Genomic DNA, 25,603 nt, shown 5'->3' with positions numbered 1-25,603 from the left:
AGAAGACAACTATAATTAAGAAACAAAATTGGATAATAAAATATCTTGTGTCATTTACTATGTGACACTAAATAGATAGCAAAATAAATAAGCAGCAACTAAACAGCGCACACAGGACAATGCTTGTCTTGCCGATAGCCCATCAGTCGCTGCTGCATCCGGCTACCATCCCACAAAAGCAGCTTATTAATCAGTGGATTTTTGGTTAATCCTAAATACTGTAATGCAGCATTGGCTTGCAGGTTACCCATGATAGCCGTGGTGCTAGCAAGCACTCCAGAATTGGCGCAGGTACGTTCGTCAATTTCTGCATTATGCGTGACTGAGCCAAAGACGCAGTAATAACAACCGGTATTTAACTGCGGCTCAAACAATGCCAATTGTCCTTGCGTGCCAATCGCTGATGCAGTCAATAATGGTATTTGAAAGCGCACACTAATGCGATTAATGATGTCGCGCGTCGCAAAGTTGTCGGTACAATCTAGTAAAAGACTGGGCTTACCTGCTGCCATATCAAGCAAATCGTAAGCATTGTCTTCATTCAAGCGTGCAACCGTACCGCGAGCAGATATCAAGGGATTAATCTTCTCTAACATCTCAGCAGCGGTCAACGCTTTGGGCCGACCGATATCTTCAGGTAAAAATAGCGTTTGCCGCTGTAAATTGCTCGCCTCAATCTCATCGTCATCAATCAGATGAGTTTGCCCAAGTCCTGCACGCACCAAGGTCTCAGAAGCTGGGCAACCTAAACCGCCTGCGCCTATCATAACTACACGAGACGATTTTAGTCTTAGCTGAGCGTCGATATCCCAGCTTTCGAGCAATATCTGCCGCGCATAACGCATCAGCTCATCGTCTGATAGCGCCACTGTTTCTGCTAAATTAGTCATATTTACTACCAAAGTTATTACTTAGAAAACTGCACACTAAAGCCAATCTTCAAATCTCTCCAAGCGTCACCCGATCATTACCACCAAAGTCCTGCACCGTTTGTACGGCGGTAAAACCATTATCTGCCAATATTTGCCGGACAGTTGCGCCCTGATCAAAACCATGCTCAAGCGCTAACAGCCCACCTGTACGTAAATATAGCGGCGCTCGCTGCACAATACGCTCTATATCGGCAAGTCCATGATTAGGTGCACTTAACGCACTAATCGGTTCAGCTATTAAGTGTGTTAAATGCTCGTCAGACTCGTCAATATAAGGAGGGTTGGAGACAATCACATCGAATAAGTGCTCGTCTTGAGTAGACAGCTCGTCATACCAGCTGCTTTGTACAAACTCGATATCAGTAACATCATTAACAGCAGCATTGTGTCTAGCAATTTTCAATGCCTCTGCTGATAAATCAACCGCTACCGTTTGCCAACTATCATCTTTTAATTGATATTTTAACTCATGCGCCAAACTGATAGCGATACAGCCTGAGCCTGTTCCTAAGTCTAACAGCCGTTTTGGCTTATTAATATTATCCAAGCTCTTTGGCTGAGACTGTATCCACTTTAATACTTGTTCAACCAACACTTCAGTATCAGGTCGAGGGATTAAAGTGTGCTCATTGACAGTAAAATTAAGCGACCAAAATTCTTGCTGTCCCGTTAAATACGCGAGCGGTGTGCCAGCCTGTATTTTAGCAACGCCAGTATTAAATTGCTCAAGCTCACTATCAGATAGCTCGTAGTTCTCATCAGTGATTAAAAATGAGCTTGGCTTATCGATGATATATAGCAACCAATCAGTCAACCAGAATGATGGCAGCGTCCCTCCTGTATCACCATTTGTTAGTTGCCAGATTTGCTGCTTTATTTGATAAATGGTGAACGCTGTCATAGATTACTCACAAAAATACTGTCTAACAATTTGGGACAAAACACAGCTAATCGCTGTCGCTAGTCTGTAGCGCGTGGCGGCTCTTTAGTATCGGTTAGGTTTGGGTTGGTCTTAGTTAAACCAGTCGCAGTATTACCGCCGCTACTATTATCATCGTTGTCACTATAAATATCATCATTGTCACCGATAATAATATGTTTATCGACAAGATAAATCAGTGCCAAAATGGGTATACCGATCGCAAAGGTAAAAATGAAAAAGAACGGATAACTGGTGTTATCGACAATAGTACCTGAATAACCACCCAATACTTTGGGTAGCAACGTCATAAGCGATGAGAATATCGCATATTGTACTGCGGTAAAACGAATAGAAGTCAGAGCAGATAAAAAGGCAATAAATACCGCACTTGCAAGACCTGCAGCAAGGTTATCAAAGATAACGGCCAGGTACATATACGGCAAACTACCAGGATGATACGTCAACAATACAAACAGCAAGTTAGTCGCACAAGCCAATATTGCCCCAACCATCATGGCTTGCATCATACGCAGCTTTTGCGCCAATAACCCGCCCAAAAAGCCTCCAGCAATCACCATAATGACGCCGACTAATTTTACTGCATTGGCAATATCAGTCTTAGTAAAGCCCATATCTTGATAAAAAACATTGGATATTACCCCAGCCACAATATCTGAAATACGATATAAACCAATAAGTGCTAGAAGCAACAAGGCTTTTTTGCCATAACGACGGAAGAAATCAGCGATAGGCTCAACCCATGTTGTCTTGGCAACTTCTGCTTCTACAAGATTGGCTTTTACCAGCCCATAACCAATAGCCAAAGCCACTGCCAGACTCAATACCATACGTACTAATTCATACAGAAATCCTAAAAGCGCACTTTCGGTCGCAGGTAATAATGATCCTAAATTTGCAAATATGAACACAAAACCTATGACTGATAACGCAAATACCAAGACTAAACGTGAATAGTCTGATGTCTTACGTTCAACGCGCACCTGATTACTAACTGGCTCATGAATAATCAAAGTGGTCGCGACCCCAATTCCCATGACCCCTGCCATAACCCAGTAAGTATTGCGCCACGCTTCATAACTATAAAAAGCTTCAGTTGAGCCAAAATAATCCGCCAAATATAGCGCGCCTGCCCCAGCGACAATCATGCCCAAACGGTAGCCTGCAGTATACATGGCAGACAATACCGACTGTAAACTTGGGGGAGCAAGCTCAATGCGATAAGCATCAATGACAATATCTTGAGTAGCAGAAGAAAAACCAAGTAAAACCGCCCCAACTGCCATATAAATAAGGCTACCTTCATTGGTTGGATTGACACTTGCCATCAGACAAATCGCCACAATAATCATCAATTGAGCAATCAATATCCAGCTACGACGACGGCCCAATAGTTTGGTCAATATAGGAAGTGGCACGGCATCGACCAATGGCGCCCAAATAAACTTGAACGAATACCCAAGCGCCGCCCAACTAAACATTGTTACCACACTGCGATCAATACCAGCCTCACGCAGCCACAGTGACAGGCTTGAAAAAATAAGCAAGATGGGAATGCCAGCGACAAACCCCAAAAACAACATGATAATGGCGCGTCGATCGAGATAGGCTTTTGCCGCCTCTCCCCATGACTTTTTGGCAACTGGAGGGTTTGGAGGCACAGGTTGGACAGCAGACATAACTATTCACCAAAAATTAAAACAAAAAACACAACCACGTACAATTCTTATCAGTCGTTAGTATCAATTATTTGCATCAAAAATTGATAAAAGCTGATTAAATTTGTACAAAGAAAGCCATACTTATAGCAAAATTGAATTATGGTACTTCAGAACGTTTATATTGACTAGACATTCTATCGAAATTTCTGCATTAAAGTTTGATAACTTAGCTTAACTACCCTGAATACCTTGTTGCAGTAAACTTATGTATTATCAGCTCACAGAATTATTAACACACATGTGTTTTCTATATAATATCGTTTACACCATCATTGCTCACGTATTTACCGCCTACAATCATCTTTGCCACATTCAAGTGTGGTAATAGAAATAAGACGAAGGCTACTGAAAACTAAGAGTGACTATATTTACCGTGCTTTTCAGACTTAGCAGTTTTTCTATATTCCTAATTATCATAAACTGATAGCTATTTCTTATATACAAGAATAATAGATTTGATTTACACTGGTTACCTACTGCATATCTGTACACTTTTATCTTTATATACAGACAGCGTTTGTGTATTTATACAATAGGATTAACTAATGGCAATCGACGTAGTGGTCAATCAGCGGCATCTACAAATCCAGCTCAAACAGCTAGAGACGGTATGGCATACGGTAATCAATGGCTACAACCTAAGTCAAGCAGCGACAGTATTACATACCAGTCAATCAAGCTTATCAAAGCATATAGCAGCGCTTGAAAACCAACTCAAAACCGAAGTGTTCGTGCGCCAAGGCAAGCGCTTAACCGGTCTTACGACCATGGGTACAGCGCTTATGCCTCATATTGAGTCTATCTTTGCTGAAATCCGCACCATTGAAAATCTCAGTCTCGATTTTAATAATCCCAATATTGGCACATTGACGATCGCTACCACGCACACACAAGCGCGATATGTTTTGCCGCACGTGGTTAAAGAGTTCAAAGAGCGCTTCCCCAAAGTTAATCTAATTTTGCAGCAGGCTGACCCTGAGACCATTGCCCAGATGGTAATTCGCGGACAAGCTGATATCGGCATCGCCACCGAATCGTTACTCCATAACGATTATCTACGCTGCTTTCGTTATTATGACTGGACACATCGCGTCATCGTACCAAGCGACCATGAATTGGCTGGACAAGAATCCATTGACCTACCTACGCTCGCCAGCTATCCGGTTGTCACCTATCACGGTGGTTTTACTGGACGCGGTGCCATTGACAAAACCTTTAGCGAGGCAGGCCTAGAGCCGGATATTGTGCTGGCAGCGCTTGATGCTGATGTGATCAGCACCTATGTCGGCCTGGGGCTTGGCATCGGTATTATTGCTGAGATGGCGTTTGAGCCCAGTCACTATCAAAACCTAACGGCCATACCTGTCGATCATTTTGGCCGCTTTACCAGTTGGATGGCGGTACGCGATGACGCTGAGATTCGCCAATATGGTCGCGCCTTTATGGAACTGTGCCAACAGCAGTTTGCCAATTAATGAGCAGTTGTTAAATAAAGTATCTCAAACTTACTAGATTTGCTTATGGATGATAAAATAAGGGCTAAAACGTTACTCGACGTTTGATTCATTTTATCTCTGCATGCATTGCTGGATACCTAGACATTTAATAATGTCTAGGTATCCAGCAATGCATGTCCATTTGTTCTTCTATAATCAGGTGATACCGCTCATGGAAAAATTCGTAGCGATCATTATGGCACTTTTTGCCGCCCCTTTACTGATTGGCGGCGCTTATCTGCTATCTTTAGGCGGTAGTCCTTACTATCTCTTTGCGGGCGTTGTCATACTAACGACCGCTTTTTTATTGTTCAAAAAACATTGGAGTGCTTACGGGCTCTACGCCATCTTTATAGTAGCGACCATGGTATGGGCACTTTGGGAGTCTGGCTTTGATTGGTGGGCGCTGGCCCCGCGCGTTGGCTTTCCACTCATATTTGGTTTGCTGATGCTCCTGCCATGGGTCTCAAGCAAAATGCGAGGACCCATGGCTCAAGTCTCGCCCGCCGCGAACAGCACACCAGCCACAGACTCCACCAAAAAAAGCCCTTTGTACTATTGGGGTCTGCTTGCAAGCGTGGGCGTGGGTGCTCTGCTCTCTTTTGGTAGTCTGGCAAATAACGCCACTGATAAACTGGGCGAGCTTGATTTATCTGCTACAGATAACAGCGAGCAAAATGACAGCTCAGATGAGACGTCAGCCAATCTTGGCGACCCATTATCAAACGGCAAACACACGCCAGATGGCGAGTGGAGCGCTTATGGCCGTACCGACTACGGCCAGCGCTATTCACCTTTAGATAAAATCAATACCAGCAACGTCAAAGACCTTGAGCTGGTATGGCAAATCCAAACGGGTGACGTTAAAGGTCCTAACGATGTTGGTGAGACCACTTATCAAGCAACGCCCCTAAAAATTGGCAATGCACTATACCTATGTACGCCTCACAACTGGGTCATGGCATTAGATGCGGACTCTGGCGAAACGCTGTGGACGTTTGATCCAAAAGTAGGAAAAAACCTACAACGTCAGCACCAGACATGTCGCGGCGTGTCCTATTACGCGGGTCAAGCAAGCTCTGATCTGGCGCCTGCCCTTGCTAATGATGAGACTACCAGCACTGTGCAAGTGCAAAAAATTGCTGGCAACACCTTTAAAAACGCCTCTAAGCAGTGCGATGCCAAGGTATTTATCCCCACCTCTGATGCAAAATTATACGCCCTTGACCCAAATACTGGGCAGCGCTGCCAAGACTTCGGTGATGATGGCGCGCTAGATTTGATGCACAACATGCCGTTTAATCAAGCAGGGTATTATTATTCGACGTCGCCACCAGTGGTTGCGGGTGATACCATCATCGTAGCGGGCGCGGTCAACGACAACTATGATGTAAATTCGCCTTCTGGTGTGATACGTGCTTATGACGTCAATACCGGTGAGCTTCTTTGGAACTGGGACTCAGGTGACCCTGAAAACACCGCGCCTTTTGATGTCAATGATCCGGCCCAAACTTACAAAACCAGCTCGCCCAATTCATGGGCGATTGCTAGCGCTGATGAAGCGCTTGGATTGGCGTATTTTCCGATGGGCAATCGCACGCCCGACCAGCTTGGTAGCTATCGCAACGCTGCTGAAGAAAAATACGCAACATCTGTGGTCGCACTAGATATCAAGACGGGTAAAGCACGCTGGGTTCAGCAATTTGTCCATCATGATCTTTGGGATATGGATACCCCCGCGCAGCCAACTTTACTTGATTTAGATACCGCTGATGGCGTACAGCCTGCGCTAGTGGTGCCAACCAAACAAGGTGATGTGTATGTGCTAAACCGAGCGACGGGCAAGCCTATTGTACCGATCAAAGAGCGTCCTGCACCGCAAGGTTACCTTGTGGCAGGCGAGCACGCGGCACCGACTCAGCCTTATTCTGGCTTGAGCTTTGAGCCTGAACCACTCACTGAAAAAGACATGTGGGGTGCAAGCCTTGTGGATCAAATGATGTGCCGCATTGAGTTCAACAAGCTCAATTACGATGGTCGTTATACCCCACCATCAACCAAGGGCAGTCTGATCTATCCTGGTAACTTTGGCACCTTCAATTGGGGCGGTATTGCAGTCGATCCTGAAAACGGCGTGATGTTTGGTATGCCCACATACTTGGCATTTACATCCAAGCTCATCCCTAGAGACACCTTGGGTGATGCAGAGACCAATAAAGGCGAGCAAGGGGTCAATGAAAACAAAGGGGCGGATTATGCAGTAGAAATGGGGCCCTTTTTATCACCGCTAGGCGTACCCTGCCAGCAGCCACCTTGGGGCACAATCGCTGGTGCGGATTTGGCCACAGGTGATATCGCGTATCAACGTAAAAACGGTACGGTACAAGACCTGTCTCCTATTCCCATAAAGCTGGAATTGGGCGTGCCTGGTATTGGTGGTCCTATCATCACTAAGGGCGGCGTAGCGTTTTTGTCAGCTGCGACAGAAAACAACTTTCGAGCGTATGATCTAAAAAATGGCGACGTGCTGTGGAATGTTCGTATTCCAGCAGGGGGCCAAGCGACACCCATGACTTACTTAAACTCCAAAGGCGAGCAGATGGTACTCTTGGTCGCTGGTGGCCATGGTTCAGTGGGTACAACCATTGGCGACTATGTCTTAGCCTATAAGCTTGGTGGTCAAGATAAATAATACAAAATAAGTAATACAAGATAAGTAATATTGGCCCATTAGAGCACTGATAATTTGATTTATTGTCTTTTTATAATGAGCCAATTGAGAAGCAGGTGACCTAGGTTGCCTGCTTTTTTTAGTGCCCTCACACAATGCTAAGATAAGCCTTTACCACCCTACTTCTGACTTAGTTAAAGATCTGACGACCCTCATCACCGTGAACACCACCGTGTCTGGATAACGGTTAAGTAAGCTTAAAAACAGCCTTAACCGTCTTTGTTAGGGTTTATTAACAGTGACTGGGGGCACTTGAAACCAGCCCCGACTATAAGCATATTAATAGCAAATAACTGACAAACGACTGGATAATTTATGAGCACACAAATCCCTTTATCTTTTTTAGACCTAGCGCCCGTCCCTGAAGGTCGCACCATCGCTAAAGGCATTGCACAGACGGTTGAGACCGCTCAGCGCGCAGAAGAAGTCGGCCTCAATCGTTACTGGATGGCAGAGCACCATAACATGCCGGGTATTGCGAGCGCGGCCACCTCTGTGCTGCTGTCGCATATCGGCAGTCAAACCAAGCGCATTCGTATCGGTGCTGGCGGTGTCATGCTGCCAAACCACGCCCCTTTGGTCATCGCTGAGCAGTTTGGGACATTACAAGCACTGTATGGCGACCGTATCGATTTGGGCTTGGGACGCGCTCCTGGTACAGATGGCGCGACCTTTCAGGCACTACGCCGACAAATGAAAGATGCTGAGCGCTTTCCGCAAGATGTGCAGGAGCTGATGTATTTTTTGGGTAATGGTACAGACAACAGCCCTGTACAGGCGTTTCCTGGTGCCCAATCAAACGTGCCTATTTGGATCTTAGGTTCATCACTATTTGGGGCTACCCTAGCGGCGCATCTGGGCTTGCCGTATGTGTTTGCCTCTCACTTTGCCCCCGCGATGCTTGAGCAGGCCATCACAACCTATCGCGAGCAATTCAAGCCGTCCGCCTATCTTGACAAGCCTTACGTCATGATAGCGGCGAACCTGTTACTCGCTGATGATGACGCCACCGCGCATTATCACTTTACCTCAGCACAGCAAAGCTTCGTACGCTTGCGCCGCGGGGAAACAGTCCAGATGCCAAAACCCACTCACGATATGGACAGCATCTGGAGCTCAAGCGAGAAAATGATGGTAGACAACGCTTTATCGGTATCCTTTATTGGCTCTGTTGAGACGGTCAAACCAAAACTTACTGCGTTTTTAGCCACGTATCAGCCAGATGAATTAATCGTGACAGCGAACGTTTATGATCAGGCCACACGCCTGCGTTCACTTGAACTTACACCTGAGCTAAACTTGTTTACTTTACAACAAGAGGAGACGCTTGCATAATCAAAGATGAACTTTAATGAGATAACGGTCATGGAATCATCTGCTTTTATTGGTTCATCAATATTTCTATATATCGTTGCATTTCTTGCAGTAATGGCCGTTGGAGGTTATCTGACGTATCATACAAGTGCAAAAAGAAAGCAGCATCGTAAGGACAAGCGAGATAGAGACAACTTAAATTGATGTAGCCCAATTTTATACCAAAAAAGCCGTTTTCTCGTATAAGAGATAACGGCTTTTTTAATGGCTGTCATATAGTCGTTCCACTATAAAACAAACACAGTATTACCAATCAATTGACGTTCCGAGGCTATTTTGTTCTGCTTGCTTTGCAACATATAAAGCAACTGCTGCATCAAAACTGGCTGCACCCACAGACTTAAATAGTGTTACCCCAGCAGACTTAGTCACCTCTTTTTTTAGCGCTCCAGTTACTAACGCTTGTAGATCACCGCTGAGATCATCCCATGTCCAAGTACAATCAGAATTATCATGTGCTTGAATCAAATCACCTGCTTCATGACGGCTACCGGCCAAATCATCAACGACGACCATGCTACTATTTGCAACGACATCGTTACCGATCTCTTTCATTGTCGCTTGATAAGCCCCTACTGCATTGATATGTGCATCTGTTTTAATTTGATCAATACTAAATAAACCTTCCGTCGCACGGGTGGCAACATTGATAATATCGGCATCACGGATCGCATCACCTACCTCTTCACAGACGCTGATTTCAACATCCCATTGAGCATAATCACGGGCAAAACGGGTTTTAAATTGCGCTGCACCCTCATGGTTTCTGTTCCATAGATATACTGTTTTAATGTCAGGGCGTACTGTCAACACAGCATTTAGTTGTTCATAAGCCATGCCGCCACAACCGACGACAGCGACACTTTGACAATCAGGCTTTGTCATATACTTAGTAGCGATACCTGATAATGCAGCGGTGCGCACTTGAGTGATATAAATGCCATCCATAATGGCCAATATCTCACCAGTATCATTATTTGATACAGTAATAATGGCAGTGGTCGTTGGCATATCACGGCTAGGATTATCAGGGCAAATAGTGACAAGCTTTACGGCGGTATACTCTTTTTTACCATCATAGATAGTTGCTGGCATTGATAAGTGCGAGCCTGAGCTATGCTCTTTATCTTCGCCAAAAGTCTCAATGACTAGACGCTCGGGTGCTTTTACCCAATTAGGATGCGCCGCTTGCTGATGTAATAGCTCTTCGATGGCATCAATAGCTGCTTGCATATTGAGATGTTCGGTCACTACCGCTTGATTTAATAATTGCACTATGAGCACTCCTTGCTGGTTGAATTTATAATCGTATTTATTATGGCGTTGTTGCTACTTTCATTTATTGGATACTTAGTTACTCAGTTACTTAATTACTTGCTTGAATACTTAGTTACTTGCTTGAGTGAACGTATTTTCTCTATCTTGTCATAAAACATGACTGCTATATCAACCCTAACGCCCGTAACATCGCCGCGCCAATCGCCATCCCAAGCATTCCTACTACCGTGGTAAAAGCAAGAATATTGGCGGCGAGCACATCATTGCCTCCCATTGCCTTTGCCATTACATAACTGGCAGCGGCGGTCGGTGATGCAGCCATCAAAAACAACACACCCATATGTACACCCGTCAGTCCAAAGCCTAATCCTACCGCGATAGCGACTATTGGCGCAATAACAATACGACCGATACTGGCTTGCATGGATAATCCTGAAGGATGCAGCATCGACTTTAAATCAATACTGGCCCCAGCGCAAATTAAGGCCAATGGCAATGCCACCGCTGCTAATAAATCGCCAGTCGTATGGATAACACCAGTAAGTGGCGGCAGCATAAGAGCCTTATAAGCAAAAGCGGCCAATAAAGCGATGATTAATGGATTGGTAAATAGTTTTTTGACAATCATGGTGCTGCGGCTGATCCATGTATCATCGACGCTTTTGGACACACGGCTAAGGGTGATGACAGCTAAAATATTAAACAATATCGTCACCACGCCCATATAGACCGCACCAATACTTAAACCGCGCTCTCCGTAGGCGTTGGCAACTGTCGCCAGCCCGATAATCGCCATATTACTACGAAATATACCTTGTACAAACACCCCTTGATCCGCTGGACGACTCACAAAACGCTTGGCATAAACCTCTGCACCAATAAACAAGATAAAGGTCACCAAAATACCCGCGACTATCAGTGTGATTTGTTTGCCATAATCAACCTCACTATCGACCACGCTAAAAAACAGCAAACAGGGCAAACAATAATTAAAGACAAAGTTTGAGGATTGATCAATAAAAGCCTGACTCGCCTCGCCGCGTCTTTGCATAAAAAAACCCAACCACATTAAGGCAAGGTTGGGCAGTACAATAGTAATCGCAAAAACAATAGCTTCGATCATAGATAAGCTCAGATTAGTCATGTGCTCAAAGCGATGTCATTGAAGGCATGAGCACATACTTATTATAGGTCAGATTAAATAATAGTGGAGTAAAATATTATAGAGTGTACTACATCTTTATTTATGATCTGGTTTTTTTACCCACTTACCATCAGCATTTTTTTCTTAGACATTTTCGACGGCTGCCCATGCAGTCGCAAACCAGCGAGACTCATCATCGTACTGCTCACTTGCACTATTGAAGGCTGCACGAAAAATTTCTTGTGCATGTTTGGGTAAATTGTCTTTTACCGCATCTGGTAAGTCTGATAAATTATCATAAGGCATAACGTTACTCCTTATTTATGTTTGACTAGTATTATTTCTTACTAAACCAAAGTATAACAGTACCAAGCTGTTTTTAAATTGTTAAACATCTAAACGGAAAAAACCCACAATAAAAGATTATTGTGGGTTTTTCTACATACTGCAAATGTTGATGCGCTATTTAAGTGTCAACGCACTACTATCAGTCATGTACTGTTATTAAGAACCTAATGCCGCTTTTGCTTTTTTCTGCTTTTTAACAGTCATTGCCAACAGTTGAACGGCAGCGGGAGTCACACCGCTTACACGCCCAGCTTGGGCTAGGGTCGAAGGACGCACTTGTGTAAGCTTTTGCACGATCTCATTTGATAACCCTGACACAATACTATAGTCAAAATCCTCGGGCAATTTAGTATTCTCTAAGCGCTTCATTTGTTCAATCTCATCAGACTGACGATCAATGTAGCCTGCGTATTTGACAGAAATCTCAATCTGCTCACCTACTTGCGCATCGACTTGTGAATCAGTAATAGCAGCGATATCAGCAAAGTGGATTTGTGGACGTTTCATCAAGTCAAAAGCGGTCGCCTCTTTGCTAAGTACCTCGCCTGTTTGCTCAGTGACTTTTTGTCCTAAAGCATTAGCAGGGGTGGCCCACATATCCTTTAAGCGTGAGGATTCTGTCGCAATGGCTTCCATCTTTTGTTGATACGCCTGCCAGCGCTCATCATCAACCAAGCCAAGTTTACGACCAGTCTCCGTCAGACGCTGATCCGCATTGTCTTCACGCAGTAGCAAACGATACTCAGCACGGCTCGTAAACATGCGATACGGCTCGGTAGTACCGTGCGTAATCAAGTCATCGACCAGCACGCCAAGATAGGCCTCATCACGGCGCGGTGTCCATGTCTCAAACTCACTATTATTAGTAGTAACCAATGCCGCATTGGTACCTGCGAGCAAACCTTGCACGCCAGCTTCTTCATAACCCGTTGTACCATTGATTTGACCTGCAAAATATAAGCGATCAATAGATTTGGTCTCAAGGGTTGGTTTTAGATTTTGTGGATCAAAATAATCATACTCAATCGCATAACCTGGGCGAGTGATATGGGCATTCTCAAGTCCTTTCATACTATGAATAAACTCTAATTGCACATCAAATGGCAAGCTGGTTGAGATACCGTTTGGATACAGCTCATGCGTGGTCAAACCTTCTGGCTCAATAAAAATCTGATGACTGTCTTTGTCAGCAAAGCGGTGAATCTTATCTTCAATGGATGGACAATAGCGCGGGCCCACACCTTCGATTTTGCCAGAGAACATCGGTGAGCGCTCGAGGTTTTCACGGATGATGTCATGGGTGCGTGCATTGGTATGCGTAATATAACAATTGACTTGCTCAGGGTGCATAGAGACATCACCCATATAGCTCATCACTGGTAGTGGCGTATCACCCGGCTGCACCGTCATGACGCTAAAGTCTACGCTACGCGCATCGATACGTGCAGGTGTACCTGTCTTTAAGCGCCCAACTGGCAGTTTTAGCTCACGCAAACGATCTGCCAACTTAATAGAAGGCTGATCCCCTGCACGTCCGCCTTTAGAGTTCTCAAGACCAATATGAATGACCCCGCCTAAAAACGTTCCCGAGGTCAAAACAACGGTTTCAGTCTTAAAGACAATACCAGTGGAGGTGACAACCGCAGTCGCACGGCCGTTTTCTACCAAAATATCATCAGCACCTTGTTGAAATAAATCAAGATTGGGCTGATTTTCAAGCGTCGCGCGTATGGCAGCTTTATACAAAATACGATCTGCTTGGGCACGAGTGGCTCGTACTGCTGCGCCTTTGCGGCTATTTAACACGCGAAACTGGATACCTGCCTTGTCTGTCGCTAGTGCCATAGCACCGCCGAGCGCATCAATCTCACGCACCAAATGCGACTTCCCGATACCGCCAATCGCTGGATTACAGCTCATTTGACCCAACGTCTCAATATTATGCGTCAACAGCAGGGTCTGCGCGCCCATACGTGCAGATGCTAAAGCAGCTTCTGTACCAGCATGACCGCCACCGATCACTATCACGTCGTAATGTTTTGGGTATTGCATGTAAGCCTCGCTTGAATGACAAAGTTTTTGGCGATAAATAACTGATTTCAACAATCATTTATCGCACAATGAATGGGTGTCAATCGTATTTTAAGAACAGATGGGAGTATTGTTAAAAACTGATATCTTAAACAGTTATCTAAATAAAGATACTAAAAAACAGCTGCTAATTATAACAATTTTTGCACACTTAAAAAACGTTGCGTCAAAAACGATTAAAATTAACTTATCGTTGTAAAATTTAGGCTATAAGAGCCAGTTACTTATCAACCAGTTAACAATTAGTGACCCTCATCATTTTAGTTTGCATTGTTGCCAGGACTTAACGGTACAATACGATCTGCTTGATTACTAGCTAGCATATGATGGCTGCCATAGCCTTCTGGATTGATCTGCAAATAAGCATTCATCTGGCCAATAGCATCACCATCGTTGCTGGCTAAAATATACTCTTTTATCATATCGACAGGTGGTAATGGTAAGTTTTTGAGTAGGGCCAAACGCTGATCGTTGTCGCCTTTATTGACGACCAGCTCAATAAGCTGGCGCGCATCAATGGGTAAATCTGGCGTATTTTGCGCCAGCAATGCCAAATGATAAGCGCCTGCTGTGTCTTGATCAGCTACCACTCGCTGCTCAATGGCAACATAAGTCGCTTCTGTGGCACCGCCTGCCACACTGAGTTGATGAATACATCTAAGTGCAGAGTTTGGTTCATTGCCTGCCATCTCAATAAGGTGTAGAGACTCAGCTTTTAGATGTTCACGGCGCTTCTCAATGGCAGTTTGTTCAGTCGCTTCTTGCTGCTTAGCTGAGGCATCTTGTTTTGATTGGTCATTCATAAGTATCTCTTATTATCTAAATTGCATGTATCTTAACCACTATATGGGGCTAAAACCGATAAAAACAACAAAGTGCATAGACAGCAAAAAACCCGAGCAACCATAGGATTCACTCGGGTTTGCAATGCCAAAAAATACAAATCACTTATTTAAACCATAAAGTGGTTTTGGACAACAAAGTGGTCCAAAAAAATGTAGATCATTAAGCAGCAGGGCTGTTTGCTTCAACCAACGGCTTAAGCTCACCAGATTGATACATCTCAAGAATGATATCTGATCCGCCCATCAACTCACCATCAATCCATAACTGCGGGAACGTTGGCCAGTTACCAACTTTCGGTAACGTCGCACGGATTTCTGGATTTTCCAAAATGTTAACAAACGCGAATGGACGACCAATTTGGGTCAACACTTCGATAGAACGTGCTGAAAAACCACACTGCGGAAATTGCGGTGTGCCTTTCATATATAAGATAACTTTATTGTCTTTAATTTGATCACGAATCAATTGTTCAACATCGTTTGCAGCGGTATTCGGGGTTTGTTCACTCATAAAAGCTCCTATTGATTAAAGCGGTTCATTAAAATAGACATCAATACAAAATAATTGGATGAAGAGTTGCTTCATACATGGGGCAACCATTACAGTATTGCAAGTCGCGTACTTTTCAGTTTAGCCAATTTTTGTACGAATAAAATTAGCTGGGTTCGACAACAGTGGGAACCAATAATACCACGGCACTGGCCATAATCCCTTCTTGTCGACCGGTAAAACCGAGTTTTTCTGTGGTCGTGGCTTTGATGCTGACATTGCTAATGACCGTTTGCAAATCACTAGCGATATTTTCACGCATAGCCAAGTTATGAGGAGCAAGTTTTGGGCGCTCACACATCACCGTAATATCAGCATTACCTAACGTGTAACCTGCTTCTTGAACTTTGCTATAGACATAGCGTAGTAACACCCTTGAATCCAGACCTGCATGGGCTGCATCTGTATCTGGAAAGTGCTGACCTATATCGCCAAGCGCTAATGCACCTAATAGCGCGTCTGCAAGTGCATGTAGCACCACATCACCATCAGAGTGTGCCAGTAAGCTATGACTGTGCTCAATAGGCACGCCCGCTAGTATGACATATTGCTGCTGCTGACCATTATTATGAAACGCATGGACATCAATACCTTGACCAATTTTTATCATTGTTATCCCAAAATAAGCGTGATTAAAATAATTTAAAACTACTATCTGAATTTTACAAGCAGTAAGATGCCATAGGTCGCCATCAGTTTCAATTAGCTGGTATAATATAGCCCTTATTTTATCATCATATCTACTTTAAAGATAAACTGAATCCAAAAGATAAGATGACGTTGCGTCATCTTAGACGTTGAATAAAGTATAAATAGTTGAGCCGTTCTATGTCTGTTATGTCAAATACATCAACCCTATCAGATTCTGATTCTTTTAACGTCCAGCGCCCTCTGACGCTCGCTGATATCGACAATCCAAGCACCAAGCATGTGATCGTTGGCATGTCAGGTGGTGTCGATTCTTCTGTATCAGCCGTCCTACTCCAGCAAGCAGGCTTTAAGGTGGAAGGGCTATTTATGAAAAACTGGGAAGAGGATGATGGCACCGAATACTGTACGGCTATGGACGACTTAGCCGACGCGCAAGCAGTATGTGACAAAATCGGTATTAAATTGCATACAGCCAACTTTGCCATGGAATACTGGGATCGCGTATTTGAGCATTTTTTAGCGGAATACAAAGCTGGCCGCACGCCTAATCCTGACATTTTATGTAATAAAGAGATTAAATTTAAGGCATTCTTAGATTATGCCCTAACCCTTGGCGCTGACTATATTGCCACCGGCCACTATACACGCCGTAGTGTCAATTATACCAATGCCGATGGTACACTCGTTGCACAGCTACTGCGCGGCCTTGACAACAATAAAGACCAAAGCTACTTCTTACATGCCGTCGGCGGCGACAAAATTGCCAAGACCCTGTTTCCAGTGGGTGAGCTTGAAAAACCAGTCGTACGTCAGATCGCTGAAGAACATGATCTTGTCACCGCCAAAAAGAAAGACTCAACTGGCATTTGCTTTATTGGTGAGCGCCGTTTTAAGGACTTTTTACAGCAGTACCTGCCTGCGCAAAAAGGCGATATCGTAACTGACGACGGACACATCATTGGCACTCATGATGGGTTGATGTATTACACGTTAGGTCAGCGCGGCGGTATTGGTATCGGCGGTGTTAAAGATCGTCCAGAAGAACCATGGTTTGTACTAGCAAAAGACTTGGACAAAAACCGCCTTATCGTCGGTCAAGGCCATGCGCATCCGATGCTTATGAGTAATGAGCTACATGCTTACAAGCTTGACTGGATTGATGGTCTACCGCCTGCCGATATATTTAGCGCTGAAGGTTTGCGCTGTATGGCAAAATCGCGCTATCGTCAACCAGATCAGGCTTGTCATGTATTTGCCACAAACTCGGATGGCAGTGAAGTACGAGCCATATTTGATGAACCACAGCGCGCTGTGACGCCTGGTCAGTCAGCAGTGTTTTATATCGATGAGGTTTGTTTGGGCGGCGGGGTGATTGCCTCTATTGATTCACCTTGTGGATTTTAAGACTACTCATTATTTATCAGTGCTCGTTATCAATTAATATTTTTTAGATGTGTTTGTAGGATATTTCATGACTGGCCGTTTTATACCTGTTTTTAACATTGTAACACCTTATTCAACCTGGAAAAAACATGTCATTGCTTTTGTCGTTATTACTACACCTTTAATGGCCCAAGCTAACCCTACAGGTTTTGGCACATTTACTCGCGACACAAATACGATCGCAGGTAGTATTGCTTCAGGTACTTACCGAACAGCGGCAAATGCTACTGGTAAGTTTAAGGTTACCGCAGGACCGTCAAACGGTTATAACGGCTCTAGTGTTACAGTTGGAGACAACGGTGTTGAAATTAAAAATGAGTCCAACGCTGGTAGCGACAGAGATAAATTTACCTATACGATAACTATTACGCCTGATGACATCACCTCTTTACATACTATAAAAATTGGTCAAACCAGCTATACCACAGGTGGTAACTCTGAGATTGCCCGCCAAACACTAAGTTTTACTAAAAACCCTCAAATCAATCTGCCTGTACAAGCGACGGTTAGAGAAAATCCCGATGTTGGCTACTTTTTTGGTGCCATGGGTGATTACTTTATGGGCAAAAAACTGGCAGGAAATAACTTTAGCTCCAATAATACGATAAGTCGACCACAATTGCGTGTTGATAGCTCAAATGGTGGAGATAGTGGTTTGTATTATTATAGTCTCACAGCTTTAAATGGCACTGGTAATAGTAGCTCATTTACGCCTACTACCAATGCTAATGGACAAGTAACTTTTGCATCTGGTCAAAAAAGAGGTACCTTGCCCCCTACGCCCACCTTTACCAATATTCTAAAAGAAACCTCTACCAACCCTAATAACCAAAACACATACGCTTCTCTCAATACCAGCACCGTTATCCCTAATAATGGTAGCTACGTCAGCTATGGAATTGAAAACGCAAAAAGCAATTATGTAGTCGCAGTTAGGAATGCAGAATCGGTAACTTTAACGTACGAAGGTATTATGAAAGGCAATAGTGCTATCGAGGCCGATGTGGTTGGTGAAACTTATAATGAGTGGGTTAGCTTTGGGGTAGAGAGCGAGCCTTATTACTATGTCTTTTCTGGTATTGTATTTGGTGACAATGGTGGTATTACTGCTGCAGAGGCAGATGCTAGTAACGCAAACATAACAAGCGGTGCCTACAGCAATAAACCTGATTATTTCAATGGTCTATTTAACAGCGCTTCTGAATCTGGTATTGCTGGTAGCACAGTTAAAATAGTCAATAACTGTGATAATCCAACCATCACATATGCCACACAATCGGTAGAAGCCTCTGGTAGCGGTATTGGTACATACCAGCTTAAAGTCCCTATAACTGACCTTGGTAGTCGAACTAGTGTTTGTCTATTAGAAGAAAGAAGCGACACTATTTATCCTATTCGTACGACGACTAATAAAAAGATTGTGACGTTAGAAAATGCGAAATATGAGTATCAAAACAATAACTTTGGTAGAGTTATTGATCAAAACGTAGCTTTAGTGCTAGAAAAAGAACAGTCTGCTAATGACTGCAAAGTGACTGATATTACCAGTCTCACTTATAGCAAAGATCCCCTTTCTAGCTCAGAGACTGGCGCAGGCGCAGATATTAAGCCTGGGAATTGCATTGCTTATAAGATTACTGCGACCAACCGTGCCAATATCGATATTAACAACTTCGTCATGCGCGACATTCTGCAAAAAAAAGGCGACAACAACGCCGCAGTAACGTCGAAACTCGTTAATCCTAGTTATCAGGCAAGCGATTATGCAAGCGATAGTGTGCCAATCGGAGAAAACGGAACAGTAAAAACAGTACCTTTGAGTTTAGGTGCCAGAACTCATCGTAGTTTTTACTTTAATACTCAGTATGGGACAACGCAATCAGATACTGTCAATACACCCTAAATATAAAAATACACCTTAAATATAAAGTTATATGAATAGACGGGTTTTTTACATTCACATTTCTGCTATATTACGCGCAACTATTTTTACCCCATGTTTATATAGCAATTTTTAGTAGCTACACCTTTGCAATTTTTTATCTCATAACTATCGAGGCATCACTATGACTCCACTTACCGCACTCTCCCCAATCGACGGTCGTTACGCATCCAAAGCCGACAGTCTGCGTCCTTATTTATCTGAATTTGGCTTGATCAAAGCACGCGTCACCGTTGAGATTCGCTGGTTGCAGTCATTAGCAGACAACAGCGCGATTGGTGAATTAGCAACATTTGATGACCAGACCAATGCTTTTTTGAATGCAATCGTTGATGACTTTAGCGAAGCAGACGCTCAGGCTATCAAAGATATCGAAGCGACAACCAATCACGACGTCAAAGCGGTTGAGTACTTTATCAAAGACAAATTTCGCGGCAATCAGCAGCTAGAAGACAGCTTAGAGTTTATCCACTTCGCTTGTACCAGTGAAGACATTAACAACTTATCGTATGCACTCATGCTAAAAGACAGCCGTGAGCTTGTGGTTGCAAAAATGCAGCAAGTGACTGACAGCATCGCCGAGTTAGCCATTGCGCACGCCGATCAACCAATGCTCTCACGTACTCATGGTCAAACTGCCAGCCCAACAACGCTAGGCAAAGAGATGGCAAACGTCGCTTATCGCCTCGCCCGCCAAATCAAGCAAATTGGTCAGGTTGAGCTGTTAGGCAAAATAAATGGCGCGGTCGGTAACTATAACGCGCATTTATCAGCCTATCCTGATGTGGACTGGGCTATGCATGCAGAGCAATTTATTAATGAGCGCCTTGAGCTAACCTTCAACCCTTATACGACGCAAATCGAACCACACGACTATATTGCTGAATTATTTGATGCTGTAAAGCGTTTTAATACGGTATTGATCGATTTTAACCGTGATATTTGGCAATATATTAGCTTAGGCTATTTTAAGCAGCGTCTAAAAGACGGTGAAGTCGGCTCATCTACCATGCCGCATAAAGTTAATCCAATTGATTTTGAAAACTCAGAAGGCAACTTGGGCGTGGCCAATGCCATGCTCGCACATTTGGGCGAAAAACTGCCGATTTCACGTATGCAGCGCGATCTATCAGACTCGACCGTACTACGTAATATCGGTGTTGGTCTGGCGCAAAGCATGATTGCGTTTGATGCGTGTCTAAAAGGCGTAGGCAAACTTGAATTAAATGCGCAGCGCTTGAATGATGACCTTGACCAAGCACAAGAAGTACTAGCAGAGCCGATTCAAACGGTCATGCGTCGCTACCGCGTTGAGAACCCTTATGAGAAGCTCAAAGCCTTAACTCGTGGCAATGCTATGACTCGCGAAGCGATGCTAACGTTCGTTGACAGTGACGAGTTGGCAGCCGTTAGCGATGCTGATAAAGCACGTCTACGTGAGCTCACGCCAGCGACCTATACTGGTAATGCCGCTGAGCAAGCACGCGCTATTAAAGACTGGATTGCCAAGCTTTAGTAGCAGTTAAACTGATACTAAAAAATAGGAGCGTGCAAAATGATTTACACGCTCCTATTTTGATAATAGTACTGTCTTACTAAGTTTTTATCTTAATAAGTGATAACCTTACTTTGAAAACTATGATTGATTTTAATTCAAACCCCATAGTCGATAAGTAAGGTTTTACTTTTTATCCTTTTTATCATCGTCGTCACTGTCGCCTGGTATGATGGCTTTGCCGACCGCAACCGTACCTTTGACCACGCCTTTAGTGGTTTTATAGGCAACTTTAGCAGGTACCGTTACTATCTTATGTACACAAGCTTGAAGGAAGAATACGCTTGCGATAATGACGATAAAGTGTAATTTTTTCATAAATGTCCTACGATTAATGGGATGTTCTGATATGGGATGTTTTGTTAGTAGTCACTAGTACTGTCATACTAGCGACTGTCATACTCTGTATCAGATAGGCGATAATCATAAACTATTAAAACCGTCCTATAAAGCACTCCTTGCTATTAATCTTATACCCATTTTTAAATATGGATTTACCAATGACCACAATTCCTCTTTGTTTACCCGACTCTATTACTCCCGAGCAGTTCTTGAACGAGTATTGGCAAAAAAAACCGTTGCTTATTAAGCAAGGTTTACCGCAACTGATCGATATGTTTGAGCCAGAAGATATGCTCGGTCTTGCTTTGGAAGAAGATGCTTCAGCGCGCCTATTGACTCAAGCTATGACTAAGCAAGAAGGCGAAGCGCAGTGGCAACTCAAAAAGAGTCCGCTGTCTGAAGCTGATTTTACTAATTTGCCAAAACAGTGGACCGTGTTAGTACAGAATATGGAACAGTGGTCTCCTGAGCTTGGAAAGCTTTGGCAAGCGTTTGACTTTATTCCGCAGTGGCAACGCGACGATATTATGGTCTCTTACGCGCCTGCAGGTGGCTCGGTCGGCAAGCATTATGACGATTATGATGTGTTTTTAGCACAAGGGTTTGGGTCGCGCCGCTGGCAGCTTGGTAAGTTTTGTGATAAAGACACTGAGTTTGTAGTAGATGAGCCGATTCGACTTTTTGATGATATGGGCGAGATTGTCTTTGATGAGATATTAGAGGCGGGCGATGTACTCTATGTACCACCAAAACTCTCGCATTTTGGGGTAGCACAAGACGACTGCCTGACGTTTTCATTTGGCTGTCGTCGTCCAAACCTTATGCAAATCATCGACAGCATGGCCGATATCGCGACCAACGACAGCGATTTATTTGTCCCAATGTTGCTACCGCAAGGGCTACAAGCATCAGGTGAATTGCAAGCAGATAGCATTGATGCGATTAAAAAACAGCTATTACAAATGCTGCAGTCTGAGCGCGGTGATGATATGATCTATCAAGCTGTATCTGAAGTGGTGAGCAAACGTCAATATGATGCGCTGGTTCCAGAGGAGACATTGGAGACTGACGAGCTGATGCAAGCGTTATCTGATGGGGCAACACTGCAGGCAGATTATAGTAATCGCCTACTCTACAGTCAGAATAACGGGAACATCACGCTATATGCCAATGGTCAACGCCTTGATGGTATCGATAAGACAACAGCGGTCATACTAATACGATTGGCAAATGGCGAGCATCTGCGTTATCAAGATGTTGCAGATGTCGAACCAGACGAGTTAAGCGAATGGCTTGAGAATGGCTGGGTGTGGCTGGATTATGCTGAGTAGCCTTTAATGAGATTGTACAAACAACTGACTGATACAACTTCAGCATTATATAAAAAAACCGATACCTGAGCCTTCAGATATCGGTTTCTTGTTATCCAACATATGGTTAAATCAGAAAAAAGTACGCCCAAAGACCGATTATAAAGGTAGCAATAATATTCAATACCACACCTGTACGAATCATCTCTGACTGTTTTATCAGACCAGTACCGAAGACAATCGCGTTCGGCGGCGTCGCTACCGGTAGCATAAAGGCGCACGATGCACCAATACCGATGACCAACACTAGCACCTCATGTGGCAAGCCCATCTGCTCAGCGATAGCGGCAAATACTGGCACCAATAGCGCGGCAGATGCTGTATTAGATGCAAACTCTGTTAAAAAGATAATAAATGCTGAAATTGCAATCATCACCAAAATAATAGGCGCCGAGGATAAAGCGTTAGCGACTGTCTCACCAAGCACTAATGATGCACCAGAGACTTTTAACACTGTCGATAACGCAATACCGCCACCGAATAGCATGAGTACGCCCCAGTCCGTATTATCTGATACTTGTTTCCAAGATACCAAGCCCAAGCTAACCACCGCTGCCGCTGCGGACAAGGCAATAATAGCATCAGTGTCGGCAATATCGAGTGCTGCACCGATTTTTTTGGAAAATATCCAGCTAAGTGCCGTTACGATAAAGACAATGATAGTCAATATACGTGGTTTGTTCCACTCAATAGGCGTTTCTTGCGCAACCGTAACTTTACGGTTTAGATTAGGTTTGAGCACAAAGTACATGGCACCTAACAATAAGGGTAATAGCACCAACATCATCGGCACGCCAAACTTCATCCAATCAACAAAAGCAATGTCCAAGGCTTTTGCAGCGATAGCATTAGGCGGTGAACCGACGATAGTACCTAGGCCGCCCAAACTGGCAGAATAAGCGATACCTAATAATACAAACACAAAGGTACCACGATCTTTTTCACGATCGACCTGCGTTAAAATACCAAGGGCCAATGGCAACATCATGGCAGCAGTCGCTGTGTTCGATATCCACATTGATAAAAATGCAGTCACGCCGAATATTAAAAAGACCGCGGTGCCAAGATTACCACCAGACATTGATAGTATCTTGAGGGCAATTTTTTTGTCCAACTGCTGGACATGTAGAGCTGCCGCCAAGGCAAAACCACCAAAAAACAGATAGATAATCGGACTTGCAAAGCTTTGTAACCCTATTTTTGCATCGAATTCAGGTATACCGATTAGTGCGCCTACCACCACTACTAAAAGAGCAGTAATCGTTACATGTACCGCTTCAGTTAGCCATAATACGCCGATAAAAAACAGCATAGCGAGGCCTTTATTAGCATTTATATCAAACGATAATACGTTGTATATAACCACACTAATAATTGCAGCAACGGCGACCACTATCAGCCCTTTACCCGTACCTTTTGGAAAGGTATCGGTAAATAAATACTCATTGCCATCATCAGGAAGATGGCTATCTAGTTTTTGCTCTGACATAAAGTATCCTTATTGCGCCCAGAGACATTGTTAAAAATCATAAGAATAAAAACGTATTTTATAAACTTGCTATAAGTTTGTAGCAGCGCCAAAAATACGTTGCTATCATAACAGAGTTTGGTCTGGCAATATTTTTGTTATAATTACAAAAAGCTTTACTTGTAAAAGATATGGATTACTTTTCGGTTATCAGCATTCTTTATAATCGCATTTATCTAACGTTACACATCGTCACCAAATTGGTTCAGTTCAATGCTATACAAGCACTCAAAGTTTATCCATACTAATCGATGTAGATTGATATGGCTCATATGAATAATATTAATTAAGTGATATGAGTAACTTTTATAGAATGTTGTAGCTGTGCTATAAGACATTAAAGTAAAAAGGAGTATCCCATGGCTAATCGTGAAAAAGCCGACGCAACCACTAAAATGGCACCAAAAGACATTAATCAAGATGGTCTTGATAAAGAAGATCAACAGCGTACTGATGATTGCGTGCTTGATATGATGCAAGGTTTGCATGAGCATGAAGATCATGAAGAAGACAAGGAAAAGTAAAAGCTGTATCTATAGCTTACATACAGGTCTTGTTTGATTTATCAATACAAATAAGGGCGTTTATCGTTTCGGTAGACGCCCTTATCGTATCGGGTCTCTCGTTTCTGGCAAATGATCCGAAGCACGGTTATAAACAATTGCAGCTATCAAGACAATACTTACTGGTAATAAAAGTGCGCCATAGCCGACGCTAGCGTATAAGAATGCTCCTGCAACGCTGCCGCCACAAAAGCAATACCAAATAATGGCCTGAAAGCCAAGCGTGGGCTTACTGATTGGTCGTCCTGCCAGCCAATTACCAATCGCTGCCCCCATATCCGATGTCAAGCCTGTCAAATGTGTGGTACGAATGACCGCGCCGCTATAAGTCGCTACCATCGCATTCTGTAATCCGCAAGCCATCGCCGCAGTCAACTGTCCTAAATAATCGTGCTGTTGATAAAGCCAGTAACTAAGCAATAGTAAAGCGGCTTCAATATACAGCGCACGCCCATAACGTCTCCCTAATTTTAAAGAGGTTTGTCCAATGACAAAACCGCTCATTATCGCCCCTGCTAAAAAAGACAATAATAGGGCCCCGATATACAAGATACTACGTACGTCTAGATAGGCGATTGCTGCTGCAAACAAACTCACGTTACCTGTGACGTGTGACACAGATAATCTGGCAAAGCCCATAAGTGCTGCAGTATTGACACAACCGGCGCTAAACGCTAGTACTGCCCCGCCCCACAGTATCCACTTTGGTAGTTTGGTTATCATCTTTATCGCCTAAAGGCTTGTCATAAAAAAGGTAAC

At 43.7% G+C, this 25,603-nt stretch carries 21 protein-coding genes; 8 read left to right on the top strand and 13 right to left on the bottom strand.

Going from position 1 to position 25,603, the window contains the following annotated elements:
- Positions 1 to 98: 98 nt before the first annotated feature.
- From Q0890_RS10220 to Q0890_RS10210, 3 genes are read right to left on the bottom strand one after another with little or no spacing between them, the layout of a single operon-like run.
- Positions 99 to 890 carry a HesA/MoeB/ThiF family protein gene (locus Q0890_RS10220; protein WP_299220379.1) on the bottom strand — a complete coding sequence of 264 codons (792 nt, stop codon included), beginning with the start codon at positions 888 to 890 and terminating at the stop codon, positions 99 to 101.
- Between the two features lie 49 nt (positions 891 to 939).
- On the bottom strand, positions 940 to 1,833 hold the full coding sequence (gene prmC / locus Q0890_RS10215; protein ID WP_299220377.1) for a peptide chain release factor N(5)-glutamine methyltransferase: 894 nt from the start codon (positions 1,831 to 1,833) through the stop codon (positions 940 to 942).
- Between the two features lie 59 nt (positions 1,834 to 1,892).
- The gene (locus Q0890_RS10210; protein WP_299220374.1) at positions 1,893 to 3,551 is read right to left on the bottom strand and encodes an MFS transporter; all 1,659 of its coding nucleotides are present in this window, start codon (positions 3,549 to 3,551) and stop codon (positions 1,893 to 1,895) included.
- 587 nt (positions 3,552 to 4,138) lie between these two features.
- Between Q0890_RS10210 and Q0890_RS10205 the strand changes: the two genes are divergently transcribed.
- From Q0890_RS10205 to Q0890_RS10195, 3 genes are all read left to right on the top strand, one after another.
- Positions 4,139 to 5,068, top strand: a complete 930-nt coding sequence (locus Q0890_RS10205) for a LysR substrate-binding domain-containing protein (protein WP_299220373.1) — start codon at positions 4,139 to 4,141, stop codon at positions 5,066 to 5,068.
- 193 nt (positions 5,069 to 5,261) lie between these two features.
- Complete coding sequence (locus Q0890_RS10200; RefSeq protein ID WP_299220368.1) at positions 5,262 to 7,781, top strand: membrane-bound PQQ-dependent dehydrogenase, glucose/quinate/shikimate family; 2,520 nt, start codon at positions 5,262 to 5,264, stop codon at positions 7,779 to 7,781.
- A gap of 354 nt (positions 7,782 to 8,135) precedes the next feature.
- Positions 8,136 to 9,155 carry an LLM class flavin-dependent oxidoreductase gene (locus Q0890_RS10195; protein ID WP_299220367.1) on the top strand — a complete coding sequence of 340 codons (1,020 nt, stop codon included), beginning with the start codon at positions 8,136 to 8,138 and terminating at the stop codon, positions 9,153 to 9,155.
- Between the two features lie 285 nt (positions 9,156 to 9,440).
- Here the strand turns inward: Q0890_RS10195 and Q0890_RS10190 are convergent, their stop codons facing one another.
- The 7 genes from Q0890_RS10190 to ispF all read right to left on the bottom strand — a co-directional run bounded on the left by Q0890_RS10190 (position 9,441) and on the right by ispF (position 16,060).
- Positions 9,441 to 10,469, bottom strand: coding sequence for an ornithine cyclodeaminase family protein (locus Q0890_RS10190; RefSeq protein ID WP_299220364.1), 1,029 nt, complete (start codon positions 10,467 to 10,469; stop codon positions 9,441 to 9,443).
- 166 nt (positions 10,470 to 10,635) lie between these two features.
- Positions 10,636 to 11,595, bottom strand: coding sequence for an AEC family transporter (locus Q0890_RS10185; RefSeq protein WP_299220361.1), 960 nt, complete (start codon positions 11,593 to 11,595; stop codon positions 10,636 to 10,638).
- A gap of 165 nt (positions 11,596 to 11,760) precedes the next feature.
- Complete coding sequence (locus Q0890_RS10180) at positions 11,761 to 11,922, bottom strand: ChaB family protein (RefSeq protein ID WP_299220358.1); 162 nt, start codon at positions 11,920 to 11,922, stop codon at positions 11,761 to 11,763.
- Between the two features lie 198 nt (positions 11,923 to 12,120).
- Positions 12,121 to 14,016 carry a tRNA uridine-5-carboxymethylaminomethyl(34) synthesis enzyme MnmG gene (gene mnmG, locus Q0890_RS10175; RefSeq protein WP_299220355.1) on the bottom strand — a complete coding sequence of 632 codons (1,896 nt, stop codon included), beginning with the start codon at positions 14,014 to 14,016 and terminating at the stop codon, positions 12,121 to 12,123.
- A 299-nt stretch (positions 14,017 to 14,315) separates the two neighbouring features.
- Complete coding sequence (locus tag Q0890_RS10170) at positions 14,316 to 14,858, bottom strand: hypothetical protein (RefSeq protein WP_299220352.1); 543 nt, start codon at positions 14,856 to 14,858, stop codon at positions 14,316 to 14,318.
- 202 nt (positions 14,859 to 15,060) lie between these two features.
- Complete coding sequence (gene grxD / locus Q0890_RS10165) at positions 15,061 to 15,411, bottom strand: Grx4 family monothiol glutaredoxin (RefSeq protein ID WP_299220350.1); 351 nt, start codon at positions 15,409 to 15,411, stop codon at positions 15,061 to 15,063.
- 145 nt (positions 15,412 to 15,556) lie between these two features.
- Positions 15,557 to 16,060 carry a 2-C-methyl-D-erythritol 2,4-cyclodiphosphate synthase gene (gene ispF / locus Q0890_RS10160; protein ID WP_299220348.1) on the bottom strand — a complete coding sequence of 168 codons (504 nt, stop codon included), beginning with the start codon at positions 16,058 to 16,060 and terminating at the stop codon, positions 15,557 to 15,559.
- Between the two features lie 218 nt (positions 16,061 to 16,278).
- On the opposite strand from ispF, the gene mnmA reads away from it, so the two are divergent.
- From mnmA to purB, 3 genes are all read left to right on the top strand, one after another.
- Positions 16,279 to 17,505, top strand: a complete 1,227-nt coding sequence (gene mnmA, locus Q0890_RS10155) for a tRNA 2-thiouridine(34) synthase MnmA (protein WP_299220346.1) — start codon at positions 16,279 to 16,281, stop codon at positions 17,503 to 17,505.
- A gap of 67 nt (positions 17,506 to 17,572) precedes the next feature.
- A complete protein-coding gene (locus tag Q0890_RS10150; RefSeq protein WP_299220343.1) occupies positions 17,573 to 19,447 on the top strand; it encodes a hypothetical protein in 1,875 nt (624 codons plus the stop codon).
- A gap of 163 nt (positions 19,448 to 19,610) precedes the next feature.
- The gene (purB, locus tag Q0890_RS10145; protein WP_299220340.1) at positions 19,611 to 21,002 is read left to right on the top strand and encodes an adenylosuccinate lyase; all 1,392 of its coding nucleotides are present in this window, start codon (positions 19,611 to 19,613) and stop codon (positions 21,000 to 21,002) included.
- Between the two features lie 165 nt (positions 21,003 to 21,167).
- Here the strand turns inward: purB and Q0890_RS10140 are convergent, their stop codons facing one another.
- Positions 21,168 to 21,359: an NF038104 family lipoprotein gene (locus Q0890_RS10140; protein ID WP_299220338.1), complete on the bottom strand. Its 192-nt coding sequence runs from the start codon at positions 21,357 to 21,359 to the stop codon at positions 21,168 to 21,170.
- A 182-nt stretch (positions 21,360 to 21,541) separates the two neighbouring features.
- On the opposite strand from Q0890_RS10140, the gene Q0890_RS10135 reads away from it, so the two are divergent.
- On the top strand, positions 21,542 to 22,714 hold the full coding sequence (locus tag Q0890_RS10135) for a cupin domain-containing protein (protein WP_299220335.1): 1,173 nt from the start codon (positions 21,542 to 21,544) through the stop codon (positions 22,712 to 22,714).
- 106 nt (positions 22,715 to 22,820) lie between these two features.
- Here the strand turns inward: Q0890_RS10135 and Q0890_RS10130 are convergent, their stop codons facing one another.
- Positions 22,821 to 24,242, bottom strand: coding sequence for a DASS family sodium-coupled anion symporter (locus Q0890_RS10130; protein WP_299220332.1), 1,422 nt, complete (start codon positions 24,240 to 24,242; stop codon positions 22,821 to 22,823).
- 398 nt (positions 24,243 to 24,640) lie between these two features.
- Between Q0890_RS10130 and Q0890_RS10125 the strand changes: the two genes are divergently transcribed.
- The gene (locus tag Q0890_RS10125) at positions 24,641 to 24,805 is read left to right on the top strand and encodes a hypothetical protein (protein ID WP_299220329.1); all 165 of its coding nucleotides are present in this window, start codon (positions 24,641 to 24,643) and stop codon (positions 24,803 to 24,805) included.
- Positions 24,806 to 24,886: 81 nt separating this feature from the next.
- Here the strand turns inward: Q0890_RS10125 and Q0890_RS10120 are convergent, their stop codons facing one another.
- Positions 24,887 to 25,567, bottom strand: a complete 681-nt coding sequence (locus Q0890_RS10120; protein WP_299220326.1) for a YoaK family protein — start codon at positions 25,565 to 25,567, stop codon at positions 24,887 to 24,889.
- Between the last annotated feature and the right edge of the window lie 36 nt (positions 25,568 to 25,603).

This window comes from uncultured Psychrobacter sp., from assembly GCF_947488565.1.
Taxonomy (GTDB): Bacteria; Pseudomonadota; Gammaproteobacteria; order Pseudomonadales; family Moraxellaceae; genus Psychrobacter; species Psychrobacter saeujeotis.
This window is presented reverse-complemented; position numbering and strand designations above follow the sequence as displayed.